Consider the following 21945-nt stretch of genomic DNA (forward strand, 5'->3'; position numbering starts at 1 on the left):
GCCGCCCACGCACGGCGTCCATCAGCAACCCCAGGAAGGAACTCCACATGATGTCGATACTTGCCACTCTTTTCATTGGTCTCATTGCGGGTTTCGTCGCGCGCGCGATCAAACCCGGAGACGATGGCATGGGCTGGATCATGACCGCCGTGCTGGGCGTCGCCGGCTCATTCGTCGCCGGCTATCTGGGCGCAGCGCTGGGCCTGTACCAACCCGGCCAGCCGGTTGGTTTCATCGCCTCCGTGATCGGCGCAATCATCCTTCTGGTGATCTACGGCTTCATCAAGAAGAAGTGAACACAGGCCGCCCGGCGCCCGGACAGACAATGAAAAAAGGCCCTGGCTTGCGACCAGGGCCTTTCATTTGGTAGGACGTGGCAGGCTCGAACTGCCGACCAACGGATTAAAAGTCCGCTGCTCTACCAACTGAGCTAACGTCCCATCAAAACCGAAATGCTGCCCCGACAGAGCAGCAATTCCAACTCGATGCGGTGGCCTGACGGCGTCAGGCCTTGTCCATCCGAAGATGGTGGGGCGTGAGTGACTCGAACACTCGACCTACGGATTAAGAGTCCGCTGCTCTACCAACTGAGCTAACGCCCCCGGGGGGATTTGCGTGAACACCAGATGCGAGAACTGGATTCGAGTCTTATCGACTGCTACGCCAAGCCTCAAATTATAGCGTTGTTGTCACACGCCTTTGAAGGGGCTGCGTTTTTTTTGCGCCAGCCGCCATGGCATTGATCACCCAGCCCGCGGCGCACAGTCCGAAAGTCGCGGTCACGCTCACCACGGAGCCGTAGCCATGGCAGTTGAGCGAGCCATCGCTGGCTCCGAGTTCGCAGGAGGCATCAGGAGGGGTCACGGCCTCGCGACTGAACACACAGGCCACGCCCATGCGGCCCTGTCGTGCGCCGTGGTGGTGCTTGCGCAGGCGGTAGCGCAGCTGAGCCAGCAAAGGGTCGTGCGTGGTGTCGGCGAGATCGGCCACTTCCACCGCCTGCGCCTCTCGCTTGCCACCGGCTGCGCCCACTGTCACGAAAGGAACGGAGCGGGCCAGCGCCCAACTGGCCAGTGCCACTTTGGCGCGCACCTGGTCGCAGGCGTCGATCAGGGCCGAGGGCGGCCGCGCCATGCCGGGCAGCGCATCGAGCAGGCCGGGCCAGTTGTCAGGGGTAACGAAATCGTCAATCACATCGACCATGCAACCGGGATGAAACAGGGCAATGCGCTCGCGCATCGCCTCGGCCTTGGATTGCCCGAGCGTGGGCTCCAGCGCATGGATCTGGCGGTTGATGTTGGATTCGGACACATGGTCGAGATCGATCAGCGTGAGCCTGCGCACACCGCTGCGAGCGAGGGCTTCAACCGCCCATGAGCCCACGCCACCAATACCGACCACGATCACATGTGCGTCGAAGATGCGCTGCGCCCCGTCCACGCCATGGAGCCGGCGCAGACCACCGAAACGGCGTTCGAAAACGTCGGCCGGCAGCGTCGTGTTCACTCGCGATCCAGCAGCCACATCTGGAAGCGCAGACTGGCCACGGCACCGAGCACGATGCCGGTCACGGCGATCACGCTGGTGATGCTGAGCGTGGACAGGCCCGACAAACCTTGTCCCACCGTGCAGCCCAGCGCCGTGACACCGCCGACACCCATGAGCGCGCCACCAACAATGTGCAACGCCGTGTCCTGCGTGCCGTGAAAGCCTTCCCAACGGAAGCTGCTTTCGATCAGGGCGCACACCAGCGATCCCACCACCACACCCACCACCGTGACCACACCGAAGGTCAGCAACTTGGACGTGTCGCTGAAGAAGATGAGCCAGTCCAGTGTGTAGGCCATGGGTGCGGTGAAGGTGAGCGACTCCATGCGCCCACTGTTGGAACCGAGGTAGACCGCCTCCAGCGTTTCCGGGTGTTCAGCCACGAAACCCAGACGGCCACTGACCCACCACATGAGAACGATGACCAGACCGAGTCCCAGGCCGGCGAGCAAGTTGTTGAAGTTGCGAAACTCGGGACCGACCAGTGCCCAAAGCACAAGCGCCCCACCCACCAGCAGCGCCATCAGCACCCCGGTGAGCGAGGGATCGAGACCGAACCCACTGGAGATCCAGACAGGTATGGCGCTGCTGCCCACCGGCAAATCGAACGCGGCCTTGTCTACCGTATTGACGCGCAGCACACCGAACACGCCGCGCAGCGTGGCGAATGCGCTGAGGCCCATGACGATGAACACCACCACCGACTTGAGACTGCCCGCGCCGATTCGCACCAGCGTCTTGCTGCCACAACCCGACGCCAGCACCATGCCGAAACCGAACATGAGCCCGCCGACCAGCGCCGACAGCCAGATCACGCGAGCCGAGGTATAGAGGGTCTTTCCAGGGTCGATCCAGCCCAGCCAGGCCAGGGCATAGAAGCCCACCATGGCCACGCCCACCGCCATGCCCCACATGCGCATGCGCGTCCAGTCGCCCATGTTGACGACGTCGCTGATCGCACCCATGGTGCAGAAATGCGTGCGCTGCGCGATGAAGCCGAAGGCCACGGCCACGGCAAAGGCAGCCCAGAGCACCTGGGTCTGCAAAGTGAGAATGTCGGCAATATCCATGGCCGCCATTGTAGGAGGCGGCCACCGACCTCACCGCCGCCAGGTCACGCGCCCAGGCTCAACGCAGGCGGGCGATCCGCTCGCGCGCGGCGGCTGCGGCCTCCGAGTTCGGGTAGGTCTTGACCAGGTCGTCCAGCGCACGGCGCGACCCCTTGGTGTCCTTGAGCTCGATAAGGCTGTTGGCCATGGCCAGCATGGCCTCGGGCGAGCGCAGGTGGCTCGGGAATTCGCTCACGAGCCGGCGGTGGCTGTCCACCGACGCCTTGTAGTCGCGGCTGGCGTACTGGGCATTGCCCAGCCAGTACAGCACCGAAGGCCGGTAGCCGCTGGCCGGGTAGCGCTGCAGAAAGCTGTTGAACGCACCCGCAGCCGGACCGAAGTCGGATTTGCGCAGCAGGTCCATGGCCGCCTCGAAGTCGCGCTTTTCATTCGGCGCGGCGTTGAAGGTCTGACCATCGTGTTCGATGCGCAGCGGCTCGACCTTGCGCAGGCGCTCGTCCACGCTGGCCTGCACATCCTTCTGCTGACGCTGCAACTCGGAGACTTCGCGAGCCAGCTGCTCGTTCTGGCCTCGCAGTCGGGCCAGCTCGGAACGCAGTTGTTCGATCTGGTTGGCGAGATCGATCAGGCTGCGGCGCGTGGCCGCGTCGCTCTCGCGCATTTCCGCGTTGGCGGCATCGGTTGCCTTCTGGCTGGCCTCGACCTTCTGCCGCAGATCGATGATCGCCCTGCGGGCCTCGTCGTCGCCAAAGAGGGCATGCGCCTGCAGCGGCCACAAGGCCGCCACGGCCATGGCACAGGCGCCGACCAGACCTGAAGCGGGGTGCACTCGAGTGAACATGTGACTCAACGGTAGGTCAGTTCAACGCGGCGGTTCTTGCTGAATGCCGTCTCGTCAAAACCAACCTGGGCAGGCTTTTCCTCGCCGAAGCTCACCGCTTCCATCTGCGCGTCCGTCACGCCCAGCAGCGACAGGGCGCGGCGCACAGCCTCGGCGCGCTTCTGGCCGAGGGCCAGGTTGTATTCGCGGCCACCGCGTTCGTCGGTGTGGCCTTCGAGGTTGACCCGCCGACTGCGGTTGGCATTGAGGTACCGCGCGTTGGCTTCCAGCGTCGACGCGTATTCGGCCTTCACTTCAAAGCTGTCGTAGTCAAAGTAGACGATGCGGCCCACGGAATCGGGCTGCGCGGCGTCCCCACCATTGACCGTGACGCCCGAAACGCCACGCTGGTCCACACCACCGGTTTGTCCACCCGAGCCCGCGGCGCCCGTGGCCGTCCCCGCACGGTCTTCCACCGGAACATCGTCGAGCTTCACGCCGGAGCTGCAGGCGGCCAACACGGCGGCAAAGCCTAGACCGATGACCAGGCGCGACCAACGGGAAGAAACGCGCGACAGGGACTGGCGTTGAGCGGAAAACGAGAAGATGTGCATGGGAGTGTCCTTAGAACGTGGAATGGAAGAGGAAGCGAGCGTTGCCGGGACTGCAGGCTCGCACGGATGGCTGTGCCGGGCGCGACTCACTTGAGGAAGGGACCCCATTCGGGCTCGCGAATATCACCCTGCGAGCCCGACAGGCGTGTTTTGATACGACCATCGACCGTGGTCGTCATGAGCGCTTCCTGCCCCCTGTCGCGGGTGGCGTAGATGATCATGCGGCTGTTGGCCGCAAAGCTGGGGCTTTCATCACCGCTGGACTCACTCAATGCTGTGACGGCCCCGCTGGCCACGTCCATGACGTGCAGGCGGAACGCGCCGTTGACGCGCGAGATGAAGGCCAGCCAGCGGCCATCCGGGCTGGGGGCCGGCGAAATGTTGTAGTTGCCCGTGAAGGTCAGGCGCTGCGCACCGCCGCCTTGCGCGCTCATGCGGTAGATCTGCGGCGAACCACCCCGGTCGCTCACGAAATAAATGCTCTTGCCATCGGGACTGAAAACGGGCTCGGTATCGATGCTGGCGGACTGGCTCAGACGGCTCGGCTCACCGCCGGCGGCATCCATCACGTAGATCTGGGCATTGCCCGAGATGGACAGTGTGGCCACCATGGAGCGCCCGTCAGGTGACCACGACGGTGCGCTGTTGGAGCCCTTGAAGTTGGCCAGCAGGCGGCGCTTGCCGGAGGCCACGTCGTGCGCATAAATGACCGGTTTGCGCGCCTCGAACGATACGTAGGCCAGTTGCGCGCCACCAGGTGCCCAGCTCGGGGAGATGATCGGCTCGGGGCTGGTGAGCGCGGCGCGCGCATTTTCGCCATCGGCATCGGCCACCCACAGGCTGTAGCGCGGGCCGGCCTTGGTCACGTAGGCGATGCGGGTGGAGAACACCCCCTTGACGCCGGTGATCTTCTCGAACACATGGTCGGCGATGCGGTGGGCCGCCAGGCGCAGGTCCTGCGCACCGACGGGATAGCTCAGCCCGCCCAGGTCCTGCCCCCGTACCACGTCCCAGAGCCGAAAGCGCACGTCAAAACGGCCATCGGCCAGGCGGGTCACGCTGCCGGTGAGCAGGGAGTCCGAGCCCCGTTCGCGCCAGGGCCCGAGATCAGGTCGGGAGGTTTCATCCAGCGCACCGGGCGCCGGGTCGACAAAACGGAACTGTCCGCTGCGTTCCAGATCGGCGCGCACGATGGCCGCGATGTTTTCACTGGCGGCGTCGTTGCCGCGGAAGGCGACCGCAGAGAACGGGAACTGGGTCAGGCCCACGCCGGCCACCTCGACCCTGAACTGGGCATGCGCTGTCGAGAAGGGCCAGGTGAGCAGGGGAACTGTGGAAGCCAGCCCGAGAATGGACCGTCTCGGGACCGTGGCCAGCGTGTCGTGTCGTGTCAAATCCTGCATCCTGTGTGAGTCGCCTGAGCCTTGGGTTGCAACGCGCGGCTGGCGCCGCAGCCAAGCAACTGATAATAACGGAGGGTTTCCCGCTACCCGTGACAAGATGTGAGCGCGCTGGCTGCACGGGTGCGTTCGCCGCTGCTTGATCGCCCTTGCGCCGCATTGTTCCACCCGCCCGCACGTTTTTTCTGCCGCCCTGCCCTTGACCGACTTCAACCCATTGCACAAGCCACCGGCCGGCACGCTCACACAGCGGCTGATGCGGCTGTGGCCGTACTTCAGTTCGGCCAAGACCGGCATCGCCCTGGCTGCGGTCAGCACGCTGATCGGGGCACTCACCGAGCCGCTGATTCCGGCCCTGCTCAAGACCTTGCTCGACCGGGGCTTTGCCGAAGGCAACATCGCGTTGTGGATGGTGCCCGTGGCGCTCATGGGGCTCTTCGGCATTCGCGGACTGGCCGGGTTCACCGCGCAGTACGCCCTGTCGTACACCGCCAGCCTGGGCCTGCTCAACCTGCGGCGGGCCATGTTCCTCAAGCTCAACGAAGCACAGATGACCTTGTTCGCCCGGCAAAGCGCGAGCAAGCTCTCCAACACCCTGGTTTATGAGGTCCAGAACGGTTCCCAGTTGCTGGTCACCGCCTTCCTCACCCTGACCAAGGACAGCCTGGCGGTGCTGGCCCTGCTGGGCTACCTGCTCTATCTGAACTGGAAACTCACGCTGATCGTCCTCACGGTGTTTCCAGGCCTGATCCTGATCATGCGGGTGCTGTCACGGCGCTTCTACAAGCTCACCCGCGACAGCCAGCATGCCACCGATGAGCTGGCCTACGTGGTGGAAGAAAACGCCCTGGCCCACCGCATGGTGCGGCTGCATGGTGCGCAGCAGCGCCAGACGCTGCGCTTCGACGGCCTGAGCGTCGCGCTGCGCCGCCTCGCGCTCAAGTCCACCGTGGCCACGGCCGCGATGACACCCCTGACCCAGTTGCTCGCCTCCGCCGCGTTGTCGGCGGTCATCGCGGTGGCGCTCTGGCAGAGCAACACCAGCGGGGTGTCGGTGGGCAATTTTGTCGCCTTCGTCACCGCCATGCTGATGCTGATCACCCCGATCCGGCATCTGGCCGAGATCGCCGCGCCGATCACGCGGGGCCTGGCCGCGCTGGAGCGCGGGCTCGACCTGATCGAGAACACGCCCGAGCAGATGGGTGGCACGCACGCGGTCGAACGCGTGGACGGATCGATCTCGCTGCGCGACGTGTGGGTGCGCTATCCGGCCAGGGACGACGCCTCTGCCGCCGTCGACGCCGATAACGACAGCCTGGTCGCGCTGCGTGGCGTGACGCTCGAGATTCACCCCGGCGAGGTGGTCGCCTTCGTGGGGCCGTCGGGTTCGGGCAAGACAACGCTGGTCAACCTGCTGCCACGCTTCGTGGAGTTCGAGCGTGGCGAGATCCGTCTCGACGGCGTGGCACTGGCAGACTGGGACCTCGCCAGTCTGCGCCGGCAGTACGCGATGGTGAGCCAGGACGTGGTGATGTTCAACGACACGCTGGCGGCCAATGTGGCGCTGGGCGCGGCCGGTGCACAGATTGACGAGTTGCGCGTGCGCGCGGCGCTGGAATCGGCCAACCTGGGCGAACTGATCGAGCGCCTGCCGCAGGGCATGCACAGCACAGTGGGGCACAACGCCACCGAACTCTCGGGCGGCCAGCGCCAGCGCCTGGCAATTGCGCGCGCGATCTACAAGGATGCGCCGATCCTGATCCTGGACGAGGCCACCTCTGCCCTGGACAACGAATCCGAGCGCCTGGTGCAGGAAGCCCTTGCGCGGCTCATGAAGGGCCGCACCACGCTGGTGATCGCGCACCGGCTGTCGACCATCGAACACGCGGACCGCGTGATCGTGCTGGCAGATGGGCGCATCATCGAACAGGGTACGCACCAGCAGTTGCTGCAGGCCGACGGCCTCTACGCGCGGCTGCACGCGCAGAACCTGCGACCAGAGTCGTAGCGCGGACGTTCTACAGCAGCACGATGTCGTACTGCTCCTGCGTCATCGAGCTCTCGCTCTGCAGGGAAATCGGCTTGCCGATGAAATCGGACAGGCCCGCGAGATGGGCCCGTTCCTCGTCCAGGAACAGCTCGACCACCTTGGGCGAGCCCACCACGCGGAACTCGCGCGGGTTGAAGGCGCGCGCCTCGCGCAGGATCTCGCGCAGGATGTCGTAGCAGACGCTGCGCGCGGTCTTCACCACACCCCGTCCGGCGCAGGCCTCGCAAGGTTCACTGAGCATGTGGGCCAGCGACTCGCGCGTGCGCTTTCGGGTCATCTCCACCAGCCCGAGCTGCGAAAAGCCGCCGATCATGGTTTTGACGCGGTCCCGTGCCAGTTGCTTGCGGAACTCGGTCAGCACGGCCTCGCGGTGGTCGTCGCGCACCATGTCGATGAAATCGACGATCACGATTCCACCCAGGTTGCGCAGCCGCAACTGGCGCGCAATGGCCTGCGCGGCCTCCAGGTTGGTGCGGAACACGGTGTCGTCGAAGTTGCGCGCGCCGACGAACCCCCCCGTGTTCACGTCCACCGTGGTCAGCGCCTCGGTCTGGTCAATCACCAGGTAGCCCCCGGACTTGAGGTCGACACGGCGGCTGAGCGCACGCACGATGTCCTCGTCGATGTTGAAGAGGTCGAAGATCGGTCTCTCACCGCTGTAGTGCTGCAGCTTGGCCACGGTATCGGGCATGAACTCCTGTGCAAAACCGGTCAGCAGGCCGTGCTGCTCACGCGAGTCGATGCGGATGGACTGGGTTTCTGCGCTCACCAGGTCGCGCAGCACACGCTGCATCAGGTTCAGGTCCTCGTGCAGCAACGTGGCCGAGGGCTGGCGCGTGGCGGCCTCCTTGATGCGCAACCAGGTCTTGCGCAGGTAGGCGGTGTCGTCCACCAGTTCCTCGTCGGTGGCGTCTTCGGCGTTGGTGCGCAGGATGAAGCCGCCGGCCGGGCTGCCGTCGGCGGTGGCCGTCAGGCGCACCAGGCGCTGGCGCAGTGCTTCGCGCTGAGCTGGCGGAATTTTTTGCGAAACCCCGATGTGGTTGTCCTGCGGCAGGAACACCAGCAGGCGGCCTGCAATGCTGATCTGCGCCGTCAGGCGCGCGCCCTTGGTGCCGATCGGGTCCTTGAGCACCTGCACCATCAGGGCCTGGCCCTCGAATATCTGGCGCTCGATCGGCAGCACGGGGTTGGGCGTGAGCACCTTGGGCGCACCGTTGGCCGGCATCGCCGGGACCGGTTCGGCCGAAGCCGCCGGCGCTGCCACGACGGGCAATCGAGGCGTGGCATGTTTGGCCGCGATGTTGGGCATGAGGTCGGCGACATGCAGAAAGGCGGCGCGGTCCAGCCCGATGTCGATGAAGGCCGACTGCATGCCCGGCAGCACGCGCGAGACCTTGCCGAGGTAGATGTTGCCCACCAGTCCGCGCTCGAGGGTGCGCTCCAGGTGCACTTCCTGCACAGCCCCCTGCTCCACCACGGCCACGCGTGTCTCCTGTGGCGACCAATTGATCAGAATATCCTGGCTCATGGGGCCCTTCTCCGTGGCACAAGTCGCATCTCAGATCAACCGCACGCCCGCGGCATGCAGCACCTGCGCCGTCTCGTGTGCAGGCAGGCCCATGATGCCCGAATAACTGCCGCTGATGTGGCTCACCCACAGGCCGGCGCGACCCTGAATGCCGTAGGCCCCAGCCTTTCCCATGGGTTCACCGGTGTCCACGTAGCGGCGGATCTGTGTGGCACTGAGCGGCTCGAACGTGACCCAGGACGTCGACAGCGCGGCCCAGCTGCGATTGCCTCGGCCTGAAGGTGTGCCCACGGCCACCGCGGTGAGCACGCGGTGGCGCCGGCCGGCGAGCGCGGCGAGCATGCGGCATGCGTCCGCCGCGTCCACCGGCTTGCCCAGGATGTGCCGGCCCAGCGCCACCGTGGTATCTGCACACAGCACCGGCGCGGGCGGCAGACTTCGCCGTTTCAGGCGCGACAGGGACGCCTCCAACTTGAGACCGGTGACCCTTTGCACGTAGGCGGTCGGCGATTCACGCGGCAGCACGGCTTCCAGCGCTTCCACGTCCTCGTCCGGGTCAGGCAGCAGCAATTCGCAACGCACGCCCCATTGCTCCAGCAGCTGCTTGCGGCGCGGGCTCTGGGAGGCCAGATAGATGAAGTCCGGTGGGCTCATTCGCGGTGATAGGGGTGGTTGGCGTTCACGGACCACGCGCGGTACAGCTGTTCGATCAACAGCACGCGCACCATGGCGTGCGGCAATGTCAGATCAGACAGGCGGATGCGCTGATGGGCGGCAGCGCGAAAAGCCGGCTCCAGGCCATCAGGCCCACCGATGACCAGCGCCACGTCATCGCCCTCCAGTTGCCACTGCTGGAGTTGATGCGCCAGCGCTTTGGTGGTGAGCGCCGTGCCCCGCTCGTCCAGCGCGACCACGCGGCTGCCACGCGGGATGGCGGCTTCGATGCGCTCGCGCTCGGCCGCCAGCAGGCTCTCCAGCGTCTTCGAGGCACGTGGTTCGGTCTTGACGGACTTGAGTTCCACCCGCAGCTCGGGTGGGAAGCGTTTGGCGTAATCGTCGTAGGCGGTCTGGGCCCAGTCGGGCACACGCTGCCCGACCGCGACGATCAACAGCCTCATGCCTTCTTCTTGGCGGCCGGCTTGCTGGTCTTGCGGGCAGCCGGCTTGGCGGCGGACTTCTTCGCCACTGGCTTGCCCACCACGAGCTTGGGCGTGGCCTTCTTGCCGGCGGGGCGTTGGGCGGGTGTGGCTTTGCTCGCGGGCGCCTTGCGGGAGGCCACGGGAGCAGCGGACCTGCCTGACGCCGCCTGGGTGGTGGCCGGTGTCTTGCTGGCCGTCTTGCGCGCCACCTTTCTGGCTGACACGGGCGCCGCTTCTGGAGCCTTTGCCGCCTTCTTCTTCGCCGCTGACTTGGCGGGCGTTGCAGGCTTTTCGGCACCGTGTTTGAGCCGCACCGGCTTGGCGCCCCATATTTCTTCCAGCCGATAGTACTGGCGGATGACGGGCTGCATCACGTGCGCCACGGCGGCGCCGCAGTCCACGATGATCCACTCTCCGTTGTCCTCGCCCTCGATGCGTGGCTTGTCGAAGCCCGCCTCGCGCACTGCGTCGCGCACGCTGGCCGCCAGCGCCTTGGTCTGGCGGTTGGACGTGCCGCTGGCGACGATGACCCGCTCGAACAGGGGGGAGAGGTGCTCGGTGTTGAAAACCACGATGTCCTGACCCTTGACGTCCTCCAGTCCGTCGACGATGGCACGCTGGAGTCGCTGGATGTCTTTTTTGGCTGTGGTTTCGCTGGTCATGTAGGGGGTTGGTAGAGGTGGTGCTGCGAAATATAGCGCGCGACGGGCTCGGGCACCAGAACGTCGAGCGCGTGCTGGCCGCTTGTGAGCTGGCCCACACGGGCCCGGACGGCGGTGGCGCTGATGTTCTTCAGCGGCATGTGCAACGGCTCGAAAGGCAGATCCACGCCCGACAGATCGGACTCGGTGGCCTGGTCCAGCGGCGCGTCGGCCCCGATGTTGGTGGCGCGGTTGGCCACGGCCAGCGTGGCCAGCTCCAGCACTTCCTGCCAGCGAACCCAGTTCCGGAAAGCCAACAACTGGTCCGCCCCGAGCACCAGGAACAGTTGCGCCTGCGGGTACTCGCGCTGGAGTTCGCGCAGCGTGTCGGCGGTGTAACTAGGGCCTTCGCGATGGATCTCCCGCTCGTCGAGTTGCACCTTGGGCAAATCGCCGAAAGCCAGTTCGCACATCGCCACGCGGTCGTCGGGCGGCGAGAGCACGCGCGACTTGTGCCAGGCGTGGCCCGTTGGCAGGATATGGAGCACGTCCAGACTGAGCTGGTTGAGTGCCGTCTCGGCCAGGGCGCGGTGCGCCCAGTGGGGCGGGTCGAACGCGCCGCCAAACATGCCCACGCGCCGGGCCGGCAAAGTGTGCGTCATCAGATCCAGTCCTTGCGCACCAGGAACTCCTTGTAGAGCCGGTCTTCCGGCGTGCCCTTCTTGGTCTGGCGGTTGTACGCCCAACTGACCAGCGGCGGCATCGAGAGCAGGATGGACTCGCTGCGCCCGCCCGACTGGAGACCGAAATGCGTGCCGCGGTCCCATACCAGGTTGAATTCGACGTAGCGCCCGCGCCGGTAGAGCTGGAAACTGCGCTCACGCTCGCCATACGGCGTGTTCTTGCGGCGGTCCACGATGGGCAGGTAGGCATCGAGAAAAGCGTCGCCGACCGAACTCATCATGGCAAAGCTGCCATCGAAGCCGAGTTCAGAAAAATCGTCGAAGAACACGCCGCCAATGCCACGCTGCTCGCCGCGGTGCTTGAGCACGAAATAGTCATCGCACCAGGCCTTGAACCGCGGGTACTTGTCGACGCCGAAAGGGTCGAGCGCGTTCTTCGCAGACCGGTGGAAGTGCACCGCATCTTCCTCGAAACCGTAGTACGGCGTCAGGTCCATGCCGCCACCGAACCAGCACACGGGCGCCGCGCCGGCGGGCGTGGCGGCGATCATGCGCACGTTCATGTGCACGGTGGGCACGTAGGGGTTGCGTGGGTGGAATACCAGGGACACGCCCATGGCCTCGAACGGCGCGCCCGCGAGCTCGGGCCGGTGTTGAGTCGCAGAGGGCGGCAGGCTGGGACCGCTGACATGCGAAAAGCCGCAACCCGCACGTTCGAACACGGCGCCATCTTCCAGGATCTGCGTGACGCCGTTGCCCTGCAGAGGCTCCCCGCGCGGTTTGCTCCAGCGGTCGACCACGAACGAACCCCCGTCGACCAGCGCAACCGTGGACACGATGCGCTCCTGCAGGTCGCGCAGGTAGTCGCGCACGAAGGACGTGGGGGTCTGTTGCATGCTCATACCGTATCGCTGGAAAGGTCCCTGGACAAGGGTTGCACGGGGCTGGCCCGTTCGGGATGCAGGCCTCGCACGCCCTCGCAGCCAGCAGCGAGGCGGGCATAGTCGGTCGGTACGTCACCGGTCAGGCGCAGGAAGCGGGTGACATCCACCTGCTTGCGACGGTAGTCGAGCAGGATCAACGCCAGCGGCACATCAGCACCCAGCGCCACCTGGTAGAAGCCACTGCGCCAGCCCGGTGTGTGCCCGCGGGTGCCCTCGGGTGAGAGACCCAGCCACAGCAGTTGCCCCTCGCGCCGGTGCACACCCATCAGCGCCACCATGTCGCCCACGGCACCGCGCGGCGAGTGGCGGTCCAGGGGTATGCCGCCCAGCCAGCGAATCCAGGCACCCAGCAAGGGCAGGCGAAACAGGCTGTCCTTGCCCCAGAAGCGCGCTGGCACACCCATGGCCCACTTGGCCAGCAGCATGACGATGAAATCCCAGTTGCTGGTATGGGGGTAGACGATGGCAACGCCCTGCAGGCGCGGGAAGCCGTCAAAGCGCACCTGCCAGCCCAGGCGCGCGAGCAGCCAGCGCGACAGTGCGGACCCGCGAAACCGGACCGGGTGCGGACCCGGATAGTCAATGGCGGGGTTCAAAGCGCGCGGTATCCGATGTCGCGCCGGCACTGCTGGCCGTCGAAGTGGATCGCGTCCACCACCTCATAGACACGCTGGCGCGCGTCGGCCACGGAGTCGGCCAGGGCGGTGACACACAGCACGCGCCCGCCCGAGACCTGGATCGCGCCCGTGCCGTCCGCCGTGGTGCCGGCGTGAAACACCATGCGGTCTGTTGCGTCGGCCGGCAAACCGGTGATGGTGTCGCCCCTGCGCGGATTCAGCGGGTAGCCGGCAGCGGCAAGTACCACGCCCAGCGCGACGCGAGGGTCCCATTCGACGGTCGTGCGGTCCAGTTCACCGCGCGTGGCCGCCAACAGCACCTGCGCCAGGTTGCTGCGCAGGCGCATCATGATGGGCTGCGTCTCGGGGTCACCCATGCGGCAGTTGAATTCCAGTGTTTTCACCTGGCCGCCGGGGGTGATCATGAGCCCGGCGTACAGAAAGCCGGTGTACGGAATGCCATCGGCCTTCATGCCGCGCAGGGTCGGCAGGATCACCTCGTCCATGGCGCGCTGGTGCACCGCGGGGGTGACCACCGGGGCCGGCGAATAGGCCCCCATGCCGCCGGTGTTGGGCCCCTGGTCGGCGTCCAGCAGGCGCTTGTGGTCCTGGCTGGTGGCCAGCGGCAGCGCGTGTTCGCCGTCGCACAACACGATGAAGCTGGCCTCTTCGCCCGTGAGGAATTCTTCGATCACCACGCGCGCACCGCCTTCGTTGTGCGCCACGCCCAGCGTGTTGTCCAGCAGCATGAAGTCGATCGCGGCATGCGCCTCGTCCAGCGTCATCGCCACCACCACGCCCTTGCCCGCGGCCAGTCCATCGGCCTTGACCACGATGGGGGCACCCTGTGCGTCCACGTAGGCATGGGCTTGCGCTGCGTCGGTGAAGGTCTGGTAGGTCGCGGTCGGGATGCCGTGGCGTTCCATGAAGGCCTTGGAGAATGCTTTGGAACTCTCCAGTTGCGCCGCGGCCTTCGTGGGGCCGAAGATGGCCAGGCCATGTGCCCGGAACTCGTCGACCACACCTGCGGCCAAGGGGGCCTCGGGGCCCACCACGGTGAGCGCGATGCCGTTGGCCTGCGCCCAGGCGCGCAGCGCGCTCTTGTCGGTGATGTCCAGGTTGGTGAGTTGCGGGTCGCGCGCGGTCCCCGCGTTGCCCGGCGCCACAACAACCTGGCTCACGCCTTCGGATTGCCGCAGCCGCCAGGCCAGCGCATGTTCGCGGCCCCCGCCGCCGATCACGAGAACTTTCATCAGCTGCAGCCCTATTCCGAGATGTGTGCGTTGTGGAAGACTTCCTGCACGTCGTCCAGGTCTTCCAGCACGTCCAGCAGCTTCTGCATGCGGGCGGCGTCATCGCCCGCGAGTTCAATGGTGTTCTCGGCGCGCATGGTGACCTCCGCGACGTCGGGCTTGAGGCCTGCAGCCTCGAGCGCCTCCTTCACGGCTTCGAAGTCCGCGGGTGAGGTCAGCACCTCGATGGCGCCATCGTCGTCGCTGACCACATCCTCGGCACCAGCTTCCAGCGCGACCTCCATCACCTTGTCCTCGGATGTGCCCGGGGCAAACACCAGCTGGCCACAGTGCTTGAACTGGAAAGCCACCGACCCGTCGGTGCCCAGGTTGCCACCGTACTTGCTGAAAGCGTGGCGCACCTCGGCCACGGTGCGCACGCGGTTGTCGGTCATGGTGTCGACGATCACTGCCGCGCCGCCGATGCCGTAGCCTTCGTAGCGTATTTCCTCCAGGGCCACGCCTTCGAGCGCCCCCGAAGCCTTGTCCACGTTGTACTTGATGCGATCGGCCGGCATGTTGGCCGCCTTGGCCTTTTCAATGGCCAGCCGCAGCCGCGGGTTCATGGCCGGGTCGCCACCACCCTGGCGCGCCGCCACGGTGATTTCACGGATGACACGTGTCCAGATCTTCCCGCGCTTCTCGTCCTGGCGGCCCTTGCGGTGCTGAATGTTCGCCCATTTGCTGTGTCCGGCCACGAAATTGTCCTTTTGCCCGTTCTGGCTTTGATCTAATAAGACCGCGATTTTACGTTTTCACCCGCACCGCCCCGAACCCGCCCCAAAGGAACTCCCGCCATGGCCGAACCGATGCTGATTGCCCAGAACGCCTCCGTCACCTGCCAGCTGCTGCCCGGACTGGCCAATCGCCATGGCCTGATCACCGGCGCCACGGGCACCGGCAAGACCGTGACGCTGCAAACCCTGGCCGAGCAGTTCTCCAACATCGGCGTGCCCGTGTTCATGGCCGACGTGAAAGGGGACTTGAGCGGCATCAGCCAGCGCGGCAGCTTCGGCGAAAAGATCAGCAAGGTGCTGCAGGATCGCGGCATTGCCCTGCCCGCTTCGCAGGCCTGCCCGACCACGCTGTGGGACGTTTTCGGCGAACTGGGTCACCCGGTGCGCGCCACCATCAGCGACATGGGCCCGCTGCTGCTGGCGCGCATGCTCAACCTGAACGACACACAGGCTGGTGTGCTCAACCTCGTGTTCAAGATTGCCGACGACAACGGCCTGTTGCTGCTCGACATGAAGGACCTTCGGGCCATGCTGCAGCACATCGGGGACAACGCGAAGCAGTTCACCACCGAGTACGGCAATATCAGCGCCGCCAGCATCGGCGCCATCCAGCGCGGGTTGATGCAAGTGGAGCAACAGGGCGGCGACCGCTTTTTTGGCGAGCCCATGCTCGACATCAGCGACTTCATGCAGACCGTGGACGGCAAGGGCGTGATCAACATCCTGGCGGCCGACAAGCTGATGAACGCGCCACGCCTGTACGCCACCTTCCTGCTGTGGATGCTGTCGGAGTTGTTCGAAACGCTGCCCGAGATCGGCGACCCGGACAAACCCAAGCTGGTGTTCTTCTTCGATGAGGCGCATCTGCTGTTCAACGAAGCGCCCAAAGTGCTGATCGAGCGCATCGAACTCGTGGTGCGACTGGTGCGTTCCAAGGGGGTGGGCGTGTTTTTTGTGACCCAGAACCCGCTGGACATCCCCGACAGCGTGCTTGGCCAACTGGGCAACCGCGTGCAGCATGCCCTGCGCGCGTTCACGCCCAGGGACCAGAAAGCCGTGAAATCCACCGCCCAAACCATGCGCCCCAAGGCCGGCCTGGACATCGAGGCCGCCATCACCGAACTCGCCGTGGGCGAGGCGCTGGTGAGCCTGCTGGACGCCAAGGGCCGACCGAGTGAGACCGAGCGCGTGTTCGTTGTGCCGCCTGGCAGCCAGCTCGGGCCCATCACGCCCGAGCAGCGTCAGGCGCTGATCCAGGGTTCCCTGGTGGCCGGCGTGTATGAAAAGGTGGTGGACCGCGAGAGCGCCTACGAAATGTTCCGCTCGCACGCAGCCGCGCGCGGCGACACCGCGGCCGATGCGTCCGACGAGAAGCCCGCCGCCAAGGCCCCGCGCATTCCGGGCGCCACCAAAGAGGTGCCTACCGAGAAGAGCGCACTCAACGAAGTGCTCTTCGGGCGCACAGGCCCTCGGGGCGGGCAGTACGACGGTCTGGTGCAGACCATGGCCAAGACCGCAGCCCGTACCGTGGCCAGCGGCCTGGGCCGCCAGATCCTGCGCGGCGTGCTGGGTGGGCTGCTGGGCGGCAAGCGCTGAAGGCACCCATGAAGCTCGTCGCCTACATCGTCCTGGGCGCCATCGTGCTGCTGCTGGTGGGCGCACAGGCCGGCATGTTGAGAGGCCGGCAGCCCGTTGACCTGGGCGTGAAGAATGGCCGACTCAAGGCACCCTCATTGACCCGCAACAGCGTCAGCAGCCAGGCCACGTTGTACGCCGACCATCCGCAGCGCGACTACGCCGGCATGGCTCCGCTGCCGTTCAAGGATGGTGGCGCAGAGGAATCCATGCGCGTACTGCAGTCGGTGCTGCGCGATATGCCCGGCGTCACAGTGGTGGCGCAGCGCCCCGACTACCTCTACGCCCAGGCGCAAACCCGCTGGCTGAAGTTCGTGGACGACCTGGAGTTCTGGTCCAACCCGGCCAGCGGCTCGATTGAGCTGCGCAGTGCCAGCCGGCTCGGCCGAGAAGACTTCGGGGTCAACCGCCAGCGCATGGAGGTGATACGCGCCGCCTACCTCGCAATGCCCTGAACGCATGCCTCCGTCAGACGAAAAAAAGGCCCGGTCAGACCGGGCCTTTTCATTGGTTGGCCAGAGATGACCGCCGCTTCAACCGGCGGTGGCTTCCTCGGGTTTGGCCTTGCCTTCCTTCTTTGGCAGCGGCTGGATGTCGAGCAGCACTTCCTGTGTCTCCTTGCCTGCCTCATCCTTCTTCGTTTCGATGTCCACCGTCAGGCGGCCGCCTTCTGTGAGGCGACCGAACAGCAGCTCGTCGGCCAGGGCACGGCGGATCGTGTCCTGAATCAGACGCTGCATCGGACGCGCGCCCATCAGCGGGTCGAAGCCCTTCTTGGCCAGGTGCTTGCGCAGGGCGTCGGTGAAAGTGACCTCGACCTTCTTCTCGGCCAGTTGCGTTTCCAGCTGGAGCAGGAACTTGTCGACCACGCGCATGATGATGTTCTCATCGAGCGCCTTGAAGCTGACGGTCGCGTCCAGACGGTTGCGGAACTCGGGCGTGAACAGGCGCTTGATGTCGGCCATTTCGTCGCCGGCTTCGCGCGCATTGGTGAAGCCGATACTGGCCTTGTTCATGGTCTCAGCCCCCGCGTTGGTCGTCATGATGATGATGACGTTGCGGAAGTCGGCCTTGCGTCCGTTGTTGTCGGTCAACGTGCCGTGGTCCATCACCTGCAGCAGCACGTTGAAGATGTCCGGGTGCGCCTTCTCGATTTCGTCGAGCAACAGCACGCAGTGCGGCTTCTTGGTCACTGCCTCGGTCAACAACCCGCCCTGATCGAAGCCCACATAACCCGGAGGCGCACCGATCAGGCGGCTCACGGCGTGGCGCTCCATGTACTCCGACATGTCGAAGCGGATCAGGTCAATGCCCATGATGTAGGCCAGCTGCTTGGCGGCCTCGGTCTTGCCGACGCCGGTGGGGCCGCTGAACAGGAAGGCACCGATGGGTTTGTCGGCCTTGCCCAGACCCGAACGCGCCATCTTCACCGAAGACGCCAGCACCTCGAGCGCCTTGTCCTGGCCAAACACCACGCTCTTGAGGTCACGTTCCAGCGTCTGCAGTTTGCTGCGGTCGTCGTTGGACACATTGGCCGGAGGAATGCGAGCGATCTTGGCCACGATTTCCTCGACCTCGGACTTGCTGATGGTCTTCTTTCGCTTGGACACTGGCAGGATGCGCTGCGCAGCACCAGCCTCGTCGATCACGTCGATGGCCTTGTCAGGCAGGTGGCGGTCGTTGATGTACTTTGCGCTGAGCTCGGCGGCGGCCTGCAGCGCGGCGACGGCGTACTTCACGCCGTGGTGCTCCTCGAAGCGCGACTTCAGGCCTTTGAGGATTTCCACGGTTTCAGGCACGGTGGGCTCGACCACGTCCACCTTCTGGAAGCGCCGCGACAGGGCTGCGTCCTTTTCGAAGATGCCCCGGTACTCGGTGAAGGTGGTCGCGCCAATGCACTTGAGCTGGCCGCTCGAGAGCGCAGGCTTGAGCAGGTTGGACGCGTCCAGCGTGCCGCCCGAGGCCGCGCCGGCGCCGATCAGGGTGTGGATTTCGTCAATGAACAGGATTGCGTTGGGTTTGTCCTTGAGCGACTTGAGCACGCCCTTCAAGCGCTGTTCAAAATCCCCGCGGTATTTGGTGCCGGCCAGCAGCGCGCCCATGTCGAGCGAAAACACATTGGATTCGGCCAGGATCTCGGGCACATCGCCCTGGGTGATGCGCCAGGCCAGGCCCTCGGCAATGGCGGTCTTGCCCACGCCGGCCTCGCCCACCAGCAGCGGGTTGTTCTTGCGCCGGCGGCACAGGATCTGGATCACGCGCTCGACCTCGTACTCGCGCCCGATCAGCGGATCGATCTTGCCATCCTTGGCCATCTGGTTGAGGTTCTGGGTGAACTGCTCCAGCGGCGAAGCCTTTTCATTGCCCTTCGCCTCGGCAGCTTCTTCGTTCTCTGCCGCGCTCTCACCCGGCTTGCTGGCCTCTGGTGGGTCGCTCTTGCGGATGCCGTGGGCGATGAAATTGACCACATCCAGGCGGGTCACGCCCTGCTGGTGCAGGTAATACACCGCGTGTGAGTCCTTCTCGCCGAAGATGGCCACCAGCACGTTGGCGCCGGTGACTTCCTTCTTGCCGTTACCGGTGGACTGCACATGCATGATGGCCCGCTGGATGACACGCTGGAAGCCCAACGTCGGCTGGGTGTCCACCTCGTCGGTGCCGGCCACCTGCGGCGTGTTGTCCTTGATGAAGTTTGTCAACGACTTGCGCAGGTCGTCGATGTTGGCGGAGCAGGCGCGCAGCACTTCCGCGGCGCTGGGGTTGTCCAGAAGCGCCAGCAGCAGGTGCTCGACCGTGATGAATTCGTGCCGCTGCTGCCGGGCCTCGACAAAGGCCATATGCAAGCTGACTTCAAGTTCCTGGGCAATCATGGGGCACGTCCTTTGGGCTGGGATGATCGGAGAGGCAATCGTCTGGGTTCGAAATGCGGTTTGTGGGGTTCAGATGAGGTGGATTCGGATTTATTCAACCGGTTCACTCAGGCATTGCAATGGATGCCCGGCTGCGCGCGCCGCCTGCAGCACCTGATCCACCTTGGTGCCGGCGACATCGCGCGAATACACGCCACATATGCCTTTTCCCTCCAGGTGGATCTTGAGCATGATCTGGGTCGCGGTCTCGCGGTCCTTGCTGAAGAACTCCTGGATGACGTGAACCACGAACTCCATGGGCGTGAAGTCGTCGTTGAGCAGCACGACCTGGAACATCTGGGGCGGTTCGGTGCGCTGCGTGCGCCGCTCGAGCACCACGGCGTCGTCGTTACCCGGCCGCGCTGGCGGGACAACCGGGTCAGGTGGTTTCTTCGGGTTCTGGGTGGCCATGAAAATGATTCTAGCGGCGCCCATGGCGCCCTTGCGCCGTACGGGATTGCACCGGGGAAGAACAACCCCATTCCGGTGCATATGTCACCCGAAAGTGGTCGTGATCCTCGAAGCCTGGCCATGCCCCATTGTGAGCCGAAAGCCGGCGCTCAAACCATCGAGCTGCCCGGCGAGTCGCAGGCATTTTTGCGGTTAGCGAATGCGCCGGACCGTGCGCTGCGCCATCAGCGCCTCACGCCGCCGCAGTCGCCCTGTTCAAGGACTTTGCGGCGGCCAGCTTGAACACCGCCACGGCCTGCACCAGCTGTTGTGCCTGGTGCTTCAGGCTGGCAGCTGCAGCTGCGGACTCTTCCACCAGCGCCGCGTTCTGCTGCGTCGTTTCATCGATCTGGCTCACCGCCTGTCCCACTTGCGCCACACCCGAGCTCTGCTCGCCGCTGGCGGCGCTGATTTCACCAACAATGTCGGTTACCCGACCGATGGACTCCACCGTGCGCGCCATGGTCGCGCCGGCCTGATCAACCAGCGCGCTGCCCTGCTCCACCTGCTGCACGCTCGCGGTGATGAGCGCCTTGATCTCACGGGCGGCCTCCGCGCTGCGCTGGGCCAGGTTGCGCACCTCGCCCGCCACCACCGCGAAACCCCTACCCTGCTCGCCCGCGCGCGCCGCCTCCACCGCCGCGTTCAGCGCCAGGATATTGGTCTGGAAGGCAATGCCATCAATGGTGCCGATGATGTCGGCGATACGTCGGCTGCTGTCGTTGATCGCCTTCATGGTTTGCACCACGTTGGTCACGGCGTGGCCGCCTTCTGTTGCAATCTCACGCGCCTGCATGGCCAACTGGTTGGCCTGCCGTGCGTTGTCTCCATTCTGCGTAACGGCACTGCCCAGCTGCTCCATGGAAGCGGCGGTCTGCTGCAAGGCACTGGCCTGCTCCTCCGTGCGCTGGCTCAGGTCGTGGTTGCCAGTCGAAATCTGGGCGCTCGCCGTGGCCACGTTTTCGCTGCCCTGGCGCACCTCAGTGACCACGCCGACCAGACTCTCGTTCATGAGCTTGAGTGCTTGCAGCAATTCCGCGGTTTCGTCGTTGCCGACCACATGGATGCTGGAGCCGAGATCGCCCGCCGCCACTGTCTGCGCCACCTGCAAAGCCTGGTTGATCGGGCGCGTGATGCTGCGCCCAATGAGAACGGCCGCACCAACGCCCGCCACAGTGGCTGCCAGCATAAGCACGAGGCTCAGCACGCTGACGCGCTGACTGGCGCTCGCGGCCGCCAGTGCCGACGCCGATGCCTTCCCGGCGATCGCTTCCACGGCCTTGTCAATCAGCTCGGAAGGCGCGCGGTCCATGCCCTTGACGGCGCCGTCTCCCGCTGAGGACTCAAAACCCGCCGCCACAAAGGCCTCGAACCCCTTGCGGTAGCCCTTGCCCATTTCGGTATGGGCTTCGATGAACTGGCCCACAAGCGTCTTCGCCTCGCCGGCAGGCAGCGCATTCCGGAGGTCCCCGGCAATCGCGGCGATCTCCGCCTCCTTTTTCTGGAAAGCCGTCCAGTAGCGATCCCGCTGCTTGTCGTCCTTGCCGCGCAGCAGCGTGTTTTTCCACTCCTGCACTTGAGTCTTGAATTCAGACAACATGCGTGCGGCTTGCCGCTCTTGCGCCACATCCACATTCACAAGGGTCGCATAGGTGGTCAGCGATTGCCGCAACTGGTGGATGCCGAACAGGCCGGCCGCAGCCACCATCAGCAAAGCCACGCCAATGGCGAGTGGGAGTTTGTGTCGAATCTTCATCTGAGGTCCCAGTGGAGGAAAACGGAGCGGAAAGCCGAACCGTGATCACTCCATTTCGACCTCGACGCGCCTGCGCTTGAGACCACTCAAGCCGAGAAAAGCGCCCGATTGC

The 21945-nt window shown here is 65.3% G+C and carries 21 protein-coding genes and 2 tRNA genes; 4 read left to right on the forward strand and 19 right to left on the reverse strand.

Annotated elements, in window-relative coordinates:
- The first annotated feature begins 47 nt into the window (after window positions 1–47).
- Window positions 48–296 carry a GlsB/YeaQ/YmgE family stress response membrane protein gene (locus tag AB7P10_RS12930; RefSeq protein ID WP_428294269.1) on the forward strand — a complete coding sequence of 83 codons (249 nt, stop codon included), beginning with the start codon at window positions 48–50 and terminating at the stop codon, window positions 294–296.
- A gap of 68 nt (window positions 297–364) precedes the next feature.
- Here the strand turns inward: AB7P10_RS12930 and AB7P10_RS12935 are convergent.
- The 7 genes from AB7P10_RS12935 to tolB all read right to left on the reverse strand — a co-directional run bounded on the left by AB7P10_RS12935 (window position 365) and on the right by tolB (window position 5455).
- Window positions 365–440: transfer RNA gene (locus AB7P10_RS12935), tRNA-Lys, on the reverse strand.
- Between the two features lie 86 nt (window positions 441–526).
- Window positions 527–602 (reverse strand) — tRNA-Lys (locus AB7P10_RS12940).
- Window positions 603–675: 73 nt separating this feature from the next.
- Window positions 676–1506 (reverse strand): tRNA threonylcarbamoyladenosine dehydratase, encoded by an 831-nt coding sequence (locus tag AB7P10_RS12945; protein WP_428294270.1) that lies wholly within the window; start codon window positions 1504–1506, stop codon window positions 676–678.
- Complete coding sequence (locus AB7P10_RS12950; protein WP_428294271.1) at window positions 1503–2618, reverse strand: YeeE/YedE family protein; 1116 nt, start codon at window positions 2616–2618, stop codon at window positions 1503–1505. The genes AB7P10_RS12945 and AB7P10_RS12950 overlap by 4 nt, the downstream gene beginning before the upstream one ends.
- A 58-nt stretch (window positions 2619–2676) precedes the next feature.
- On the reverse strand, window positions 2677–3459 hold the full coding sequence (gene ybgF / locus AB7P10_RS12955; RefSeq protein ID WP_428294272.1) for a tol-pal system protein YbgF: 783 nt from the start codon (window positions 3457–3459) through the stop codon (window positions 2677–2679).
- A gap of 5 nt (window positions 3460–3464) precedes the next feature.
- A complete protein-coding gene (pal, locus tag AB7P10_RS12960; RefSeq protein WP_428294273.1) occupies window positions 3465–4052 on the reverse strand; it encodes a peptidoglycan-associated lipoprotein Pal in 588 nt (195 codons plus the stop codon).
- 86 nt (window positions 4053–4138) lie between these two features.
- On the reverse strand, window positions 4139–5455 hold the full coding sequence (tolB, locus tag AB7P10_RS12965; protein ID WP_428294274.1) for a Tol-Pal system beta propeller repeat protein TolB: 1317 nt from the start codon (window positions 5453–5455) through the stop codon (window positions 4139–4141).
- 253 nt (window positions 5456–5708) lie between these two features.
- On the opposite strand from tolB, the gene msbA reads away from it, so the two are divergent.
- The gene (msbA, locus tag AB7P10_RS12970) at window positions 5709–7460 is read left to right on the forward strand and encodes a lipid A export permease/ATP-binding protein MsbA (protein WP_428294346.1); all 1752 of its coding nucleotides are present in this window, start codon (window positions 5709–5711) and stop codon (window positions 7458–7460) included.
- 10 nt (window positions 7461–7470) lie between these two features.
- Here msbA and AB7P10_RS12975 read toward each other — a convergent pair whose 3' ends face one another.
- The 9 genes from AB7P10_RS12975 to AB7P10_RS13015 are packed head-to-tail and all read right to left on the reverse strand — an operon-like array spanning window position 7471 to window position 15044.
- A complete protein-coding gene (locus tag AB7P10_RS12975; RefSeq protein ID WP_428294275.1) occupies window positions 7471–9030 on the reverse strand; it encodes an Rne/Rng family ribonuclease in 1560 nt (519 codons plus the stop codon).
- 30 nt (window positions 9031–9060) lie between these two features.
- The gene (locus tag AB7P10_RS12980) at window positions 9061–9684 is read right to left on the reverse strand and encodes a Maf family protein (RefSeq protein ID WP_428294276.1); all 624 of its coding nucleotides are present in this window, start codon (window positions 9682–9684) and stop codon (window positions 9061–9063) included.
- Window positions 9681–10148, reverse strand: coding sequence for a 23S rRNA (pseudouridine(1915)-N(3))-methyltransferase RlmH (gene rlmH / locus AB7P10_RS12985; RefSeq protein WP_428294277.1), 468 nt, complete (start codon window positions 10146–10148; stop codon window positions 9681–9683). The genes AB7P10_RS12980 and rlmH overlap by 4 nt, the downstream gene beginning before the upstream one ends.
- Window positions 10145–10831 (reverse strand): ribosome silencing factor, encoded by a 687-nt coding sequence (gene rsfS / locus AB7P10_RS12990; protein WP_428294278.1) that lies wholly within the window; start codon window positions 10829–10831, stop codon window positions 10145–10147. Before rsfS ends, rlmH begins: the two co-directional genes overlap by 4 nt.
- On the reverse strand, window positions 10828–11472 hold the full coding sequence (gene nadD / locus AB7P10_RS12995) for a nicotinate (nicotinamide) nucleotide adenylyltransferase (protein ID WP_428294279.1): 645 nt from the start codon (window positions 11470–11472) through the stop codon (window positions 10828–10830). The genes rsfS and nadD overlap by 4 nt, the downstream gene beginning before the upstream one ends.
- Window positions 11472–12389 carry an oxygen-dependent coproporphyrinogen oxidase gene (gene hemF / locus AB7P10_RS13000; RefSeq protein WP_428294280.1) on the reverse strand — a complete coding sequence of 306 codons (918 nt, stop codon included), beginning with the start codon at window positions 12387–12389 and terminating at the stop codon, window positions 11472–11474. The genes nadD and hemF overlap by 1 nt, the downstream gene beginning before the upstream one ends.
- Before the next feature lie 2 nt (window positions 12390–12391).
- Window positions 12392–13033, reverse strand: a complete 642-nt coding sequence (locus tag AB7P10_RS13005) for a 1-acyl-sn-glycerol-3-phosphate acyltransferase (RefSeq protein WP_428294281.1) — start codon at window positions 13031–13033, stop codon at window positions 12392–12394.
- On the reverse strand, window positions 13030–14307 hold the full coding sequence (gene purD / locus AB7P10_RS13010; RefSeq protein WP_428294282.1) for a phosphoribosylamine--glycine ligase: 1278 nt from the start codon (window positions 14305–14307) through the stop codon (window positions 13030–13032). The genes AB7P10_RS13005 and purD overlap by 4 nt, the downstream gene beginning before the upstream one ends.
- Window positions 14308–14318: 11 nt before the next feature.
- Window positions 14319–15044: a YebC/PmpR family DNA-binding transcriptional regulator gene (locus tag AB7P10_RS13015; RefSeq protein ID WP_428294283.1), complete on the reverse strand. Its 726-nt coding sequence runs from the start codon at window positions 15042–15044 to the stop codon at window positions 14319–14321.
- Between the two features lie 99 nt (window positions 15045–15143).
- On the opposite strand from AB7P10_RS13015, the gene AB7P10_RS13020 reads away from it, so the two are divergent.
- Both AB7P10_RS13020 and AB7P10_RS13025 read left to right on the forward strand, forming a co-directional pair.
- Window positions 15144–16679, forward strand: coding sequence for a helicase HerA-like domain-containing protein (locus tag AB7P10_RS13020; protein WP_428294284.1), 1536 nt, complete (start codon window positions 15144–15146; stop codon window positions 16677–16679).
- Window positions 16680–16687: 8 nt separating this feature from the next.
- Entirely contained in the window at window positions 16688–17173 is a 486-nt protein-coding gene (locus AB7P10_RS13025) for a DUF1499 domain-containing protein (protein WP_428294285.1), read from the forward strand.
- Window positions 17174–17251: 78 nt separating this feature from the next.
- On the opposite strand, the gene clpA is transcribed toward AB7P10_RS13025, so the two are convergent.
- The 3 genes from clpA to AB7P10_RS13040 form a co-directional block, all read right to left on the reverse strand.
- Window positions 17252–19588, reverse strand: coding sequence for an ATP-dependent Clp protease ATP-binding subunit ClpA (gene clpA, locus AB7P10_RS13030; protein WP_428294286.1), 2337 nt, complete (start codon window positions 19586–19588; stop codon window positions 17252–17254).
- A 90-nt stretch (window positions 19589–19678) separates the two neighbouring features.
- Window positions 19679–20038 (reverse strand): ATP-dependent Clp protease adapter ClpS, encoded by a 360-nt coding sequence (clpS, locus tag AB7P10_RS13035; protein ID WP_428294287.1) that lies wholly within the window; start codon window positions 20036–20038, stop codon window positions 19679–19681.
- Between the two features lie 232 nt (window positions 20039–20270).
- Complete coding sequence (locus tag AB7P10_RS13040) at window positions 20271–21833, reverse strand: methyl-accepting chemotaxis protein (RefSeq protein WP_428294288.1); 1563 nt, start codon at window positions 21831–21833, stop codon at window positions 20271–20273.
- Window positions 21834–21945: the final 112 nt, after the last annotated feature.

The sequence above is a fragment of the Hydrogenophaga sp. genome (assembly GCF_050182545.1).
In the GTDB taxonomy this organism is placed as follows: Bacteria; Pseudomonadota; Gammaproteobacteria; order Burkholderiales; family Burkholderiaceae_C; genus Hydrogenophaga.

What these genes read in the sequence shown, in the direction of transcription:
- AB7P10_RS13025 (WP_428294285.1), top strand. Translation starts at nt 16,688, where the DNA reads ATGAAGCTCGTCGCCTACATCGTCCTGGGCGCCATCGTGCTGCTGCTG.
- nadD (WP_428294279.1), bottom strand. Translation starts at nt 11,472, where the DNA reads ATGACGCACACTTTGCCGGCCCGGCGCGTGGGCATGTTTGGCGGCGCG.
- clpS (WP_428294287.1), bottom strand. Translation starts at nt 20,038, where the DNA reads ATGGCCACCCAGAACCCGAAGAAACCACCTGACCCGGTTGTCCCGCCA.
- AB7P10_RS12975 (WP_428294275.1), bottom strand. Translation starts at nt 9,030, where the DNA reads ATGAGCCAGGATATTCTGATCAATTGGTCGCCACAGGAGACACGCGTG.
- hemF (WP_428294280.1), bottom strand. Translation starts at nt 12,389, where the DNA reads ATGCAACAGACCCCCACGTCCTTCGTGCGCGACTACCTGCGCGACCTG.
- ybgF (WP_428294272.1), bottom strand. Translation starts at nt 3,459, where the DNA reads ATGTTCACTCGAGTGCACCCCGCTTCAGGTCTGGTCGGCGCCTGTGCC.
- msbA (WP_428294346.1), top strand. Translation starts at nt 5,709, where the DNA reads ATGCGGCTGTGGCCGTACTTCAGTTCGGCCAAGACCGGCATCGCCCTG.
- rlmH (WP_428294277.1), bottom strand. Translation starts at nt 10,148, where the DNA reads ATGAGGCTGTTGATCGTCGCGGTCGGGCAGCGTGTGCCCGACTGGGCC.
- AB7P10_RS13040 (WP_428294288.1), bottom strand. Translation starts at nt 21,833, where the DNA reads ATGAAGATTCGACACAAACTCCCACTCGCCATTGGCGTGGCTTTGCTG.
- clpA (WP_428294286.1), bottom strand. Translation starts at nt 19,588, where the DNA reads ATGATTGCCCAGGAACTTGAAGTCAGCTTGCATATGGCCTTTGTCGAG.
- AB7P10_RS13020 (WP_428294284.1), top strand. Translation starts at nt 15,144, where the DNA reads ATGGCCGAACCGATGCTGATTGCCCAGAACGCCTCCGTCACCTGCCAG.
- tolB (WP_428294274.1), bottom strand. Translation starts at nt 5,455, where the DNA reads ATGCAGGATTTGACACGACACGACACGCTGGCCACGGTCCCGAGACGG.
- AB7P10_RS12930 (WP_428294269.1), top strand. Translation starts at nt 48, where the DNA reads ATGATGTCGATACTTGCCACTCTTTTCATTGGTCTCATTGCGGGTTTC.
- AB7P10_RS12950 (WP_428294271.1), bottom strand. Translation starts at nt 2,618, where the DNA reads ATGGATATTGCCGACATTCTCACTTTGCAGACCCAGGTGCTCTGGGCT.
- pal (WP_428294273.1), bottom strand. Translation starts at nt 4,052, where the DNA reads ATGCACATCTTCTCGTTTTCCGCTCAACGCCAGTCCCTGTCGCGCGTT.
- rsfS (WP_428294278.1), bottom strand. Translation starts at nt 10,831, where the DNA reads ATGACCAGCGAAACCACAGCCAAAAAAGACATCCAGCGACTCCAGCGT.
- AB7P10_RS12980 (WP_428294276.1), bottom strand. Translation starts at nt 9,684, where the DNA reads ATGAGCCCACCGGACTTCATCTATCTGGCCTCCCAGAGCCCGCGCCGC.
- purD (WP_428294282.1), bottom strand. Translation starts at nt 14,307, where the DNA reads ATGAAAGTTCTCGTGATCGGCGGCGGGGGCCGCGAACATGCGCTGGCC.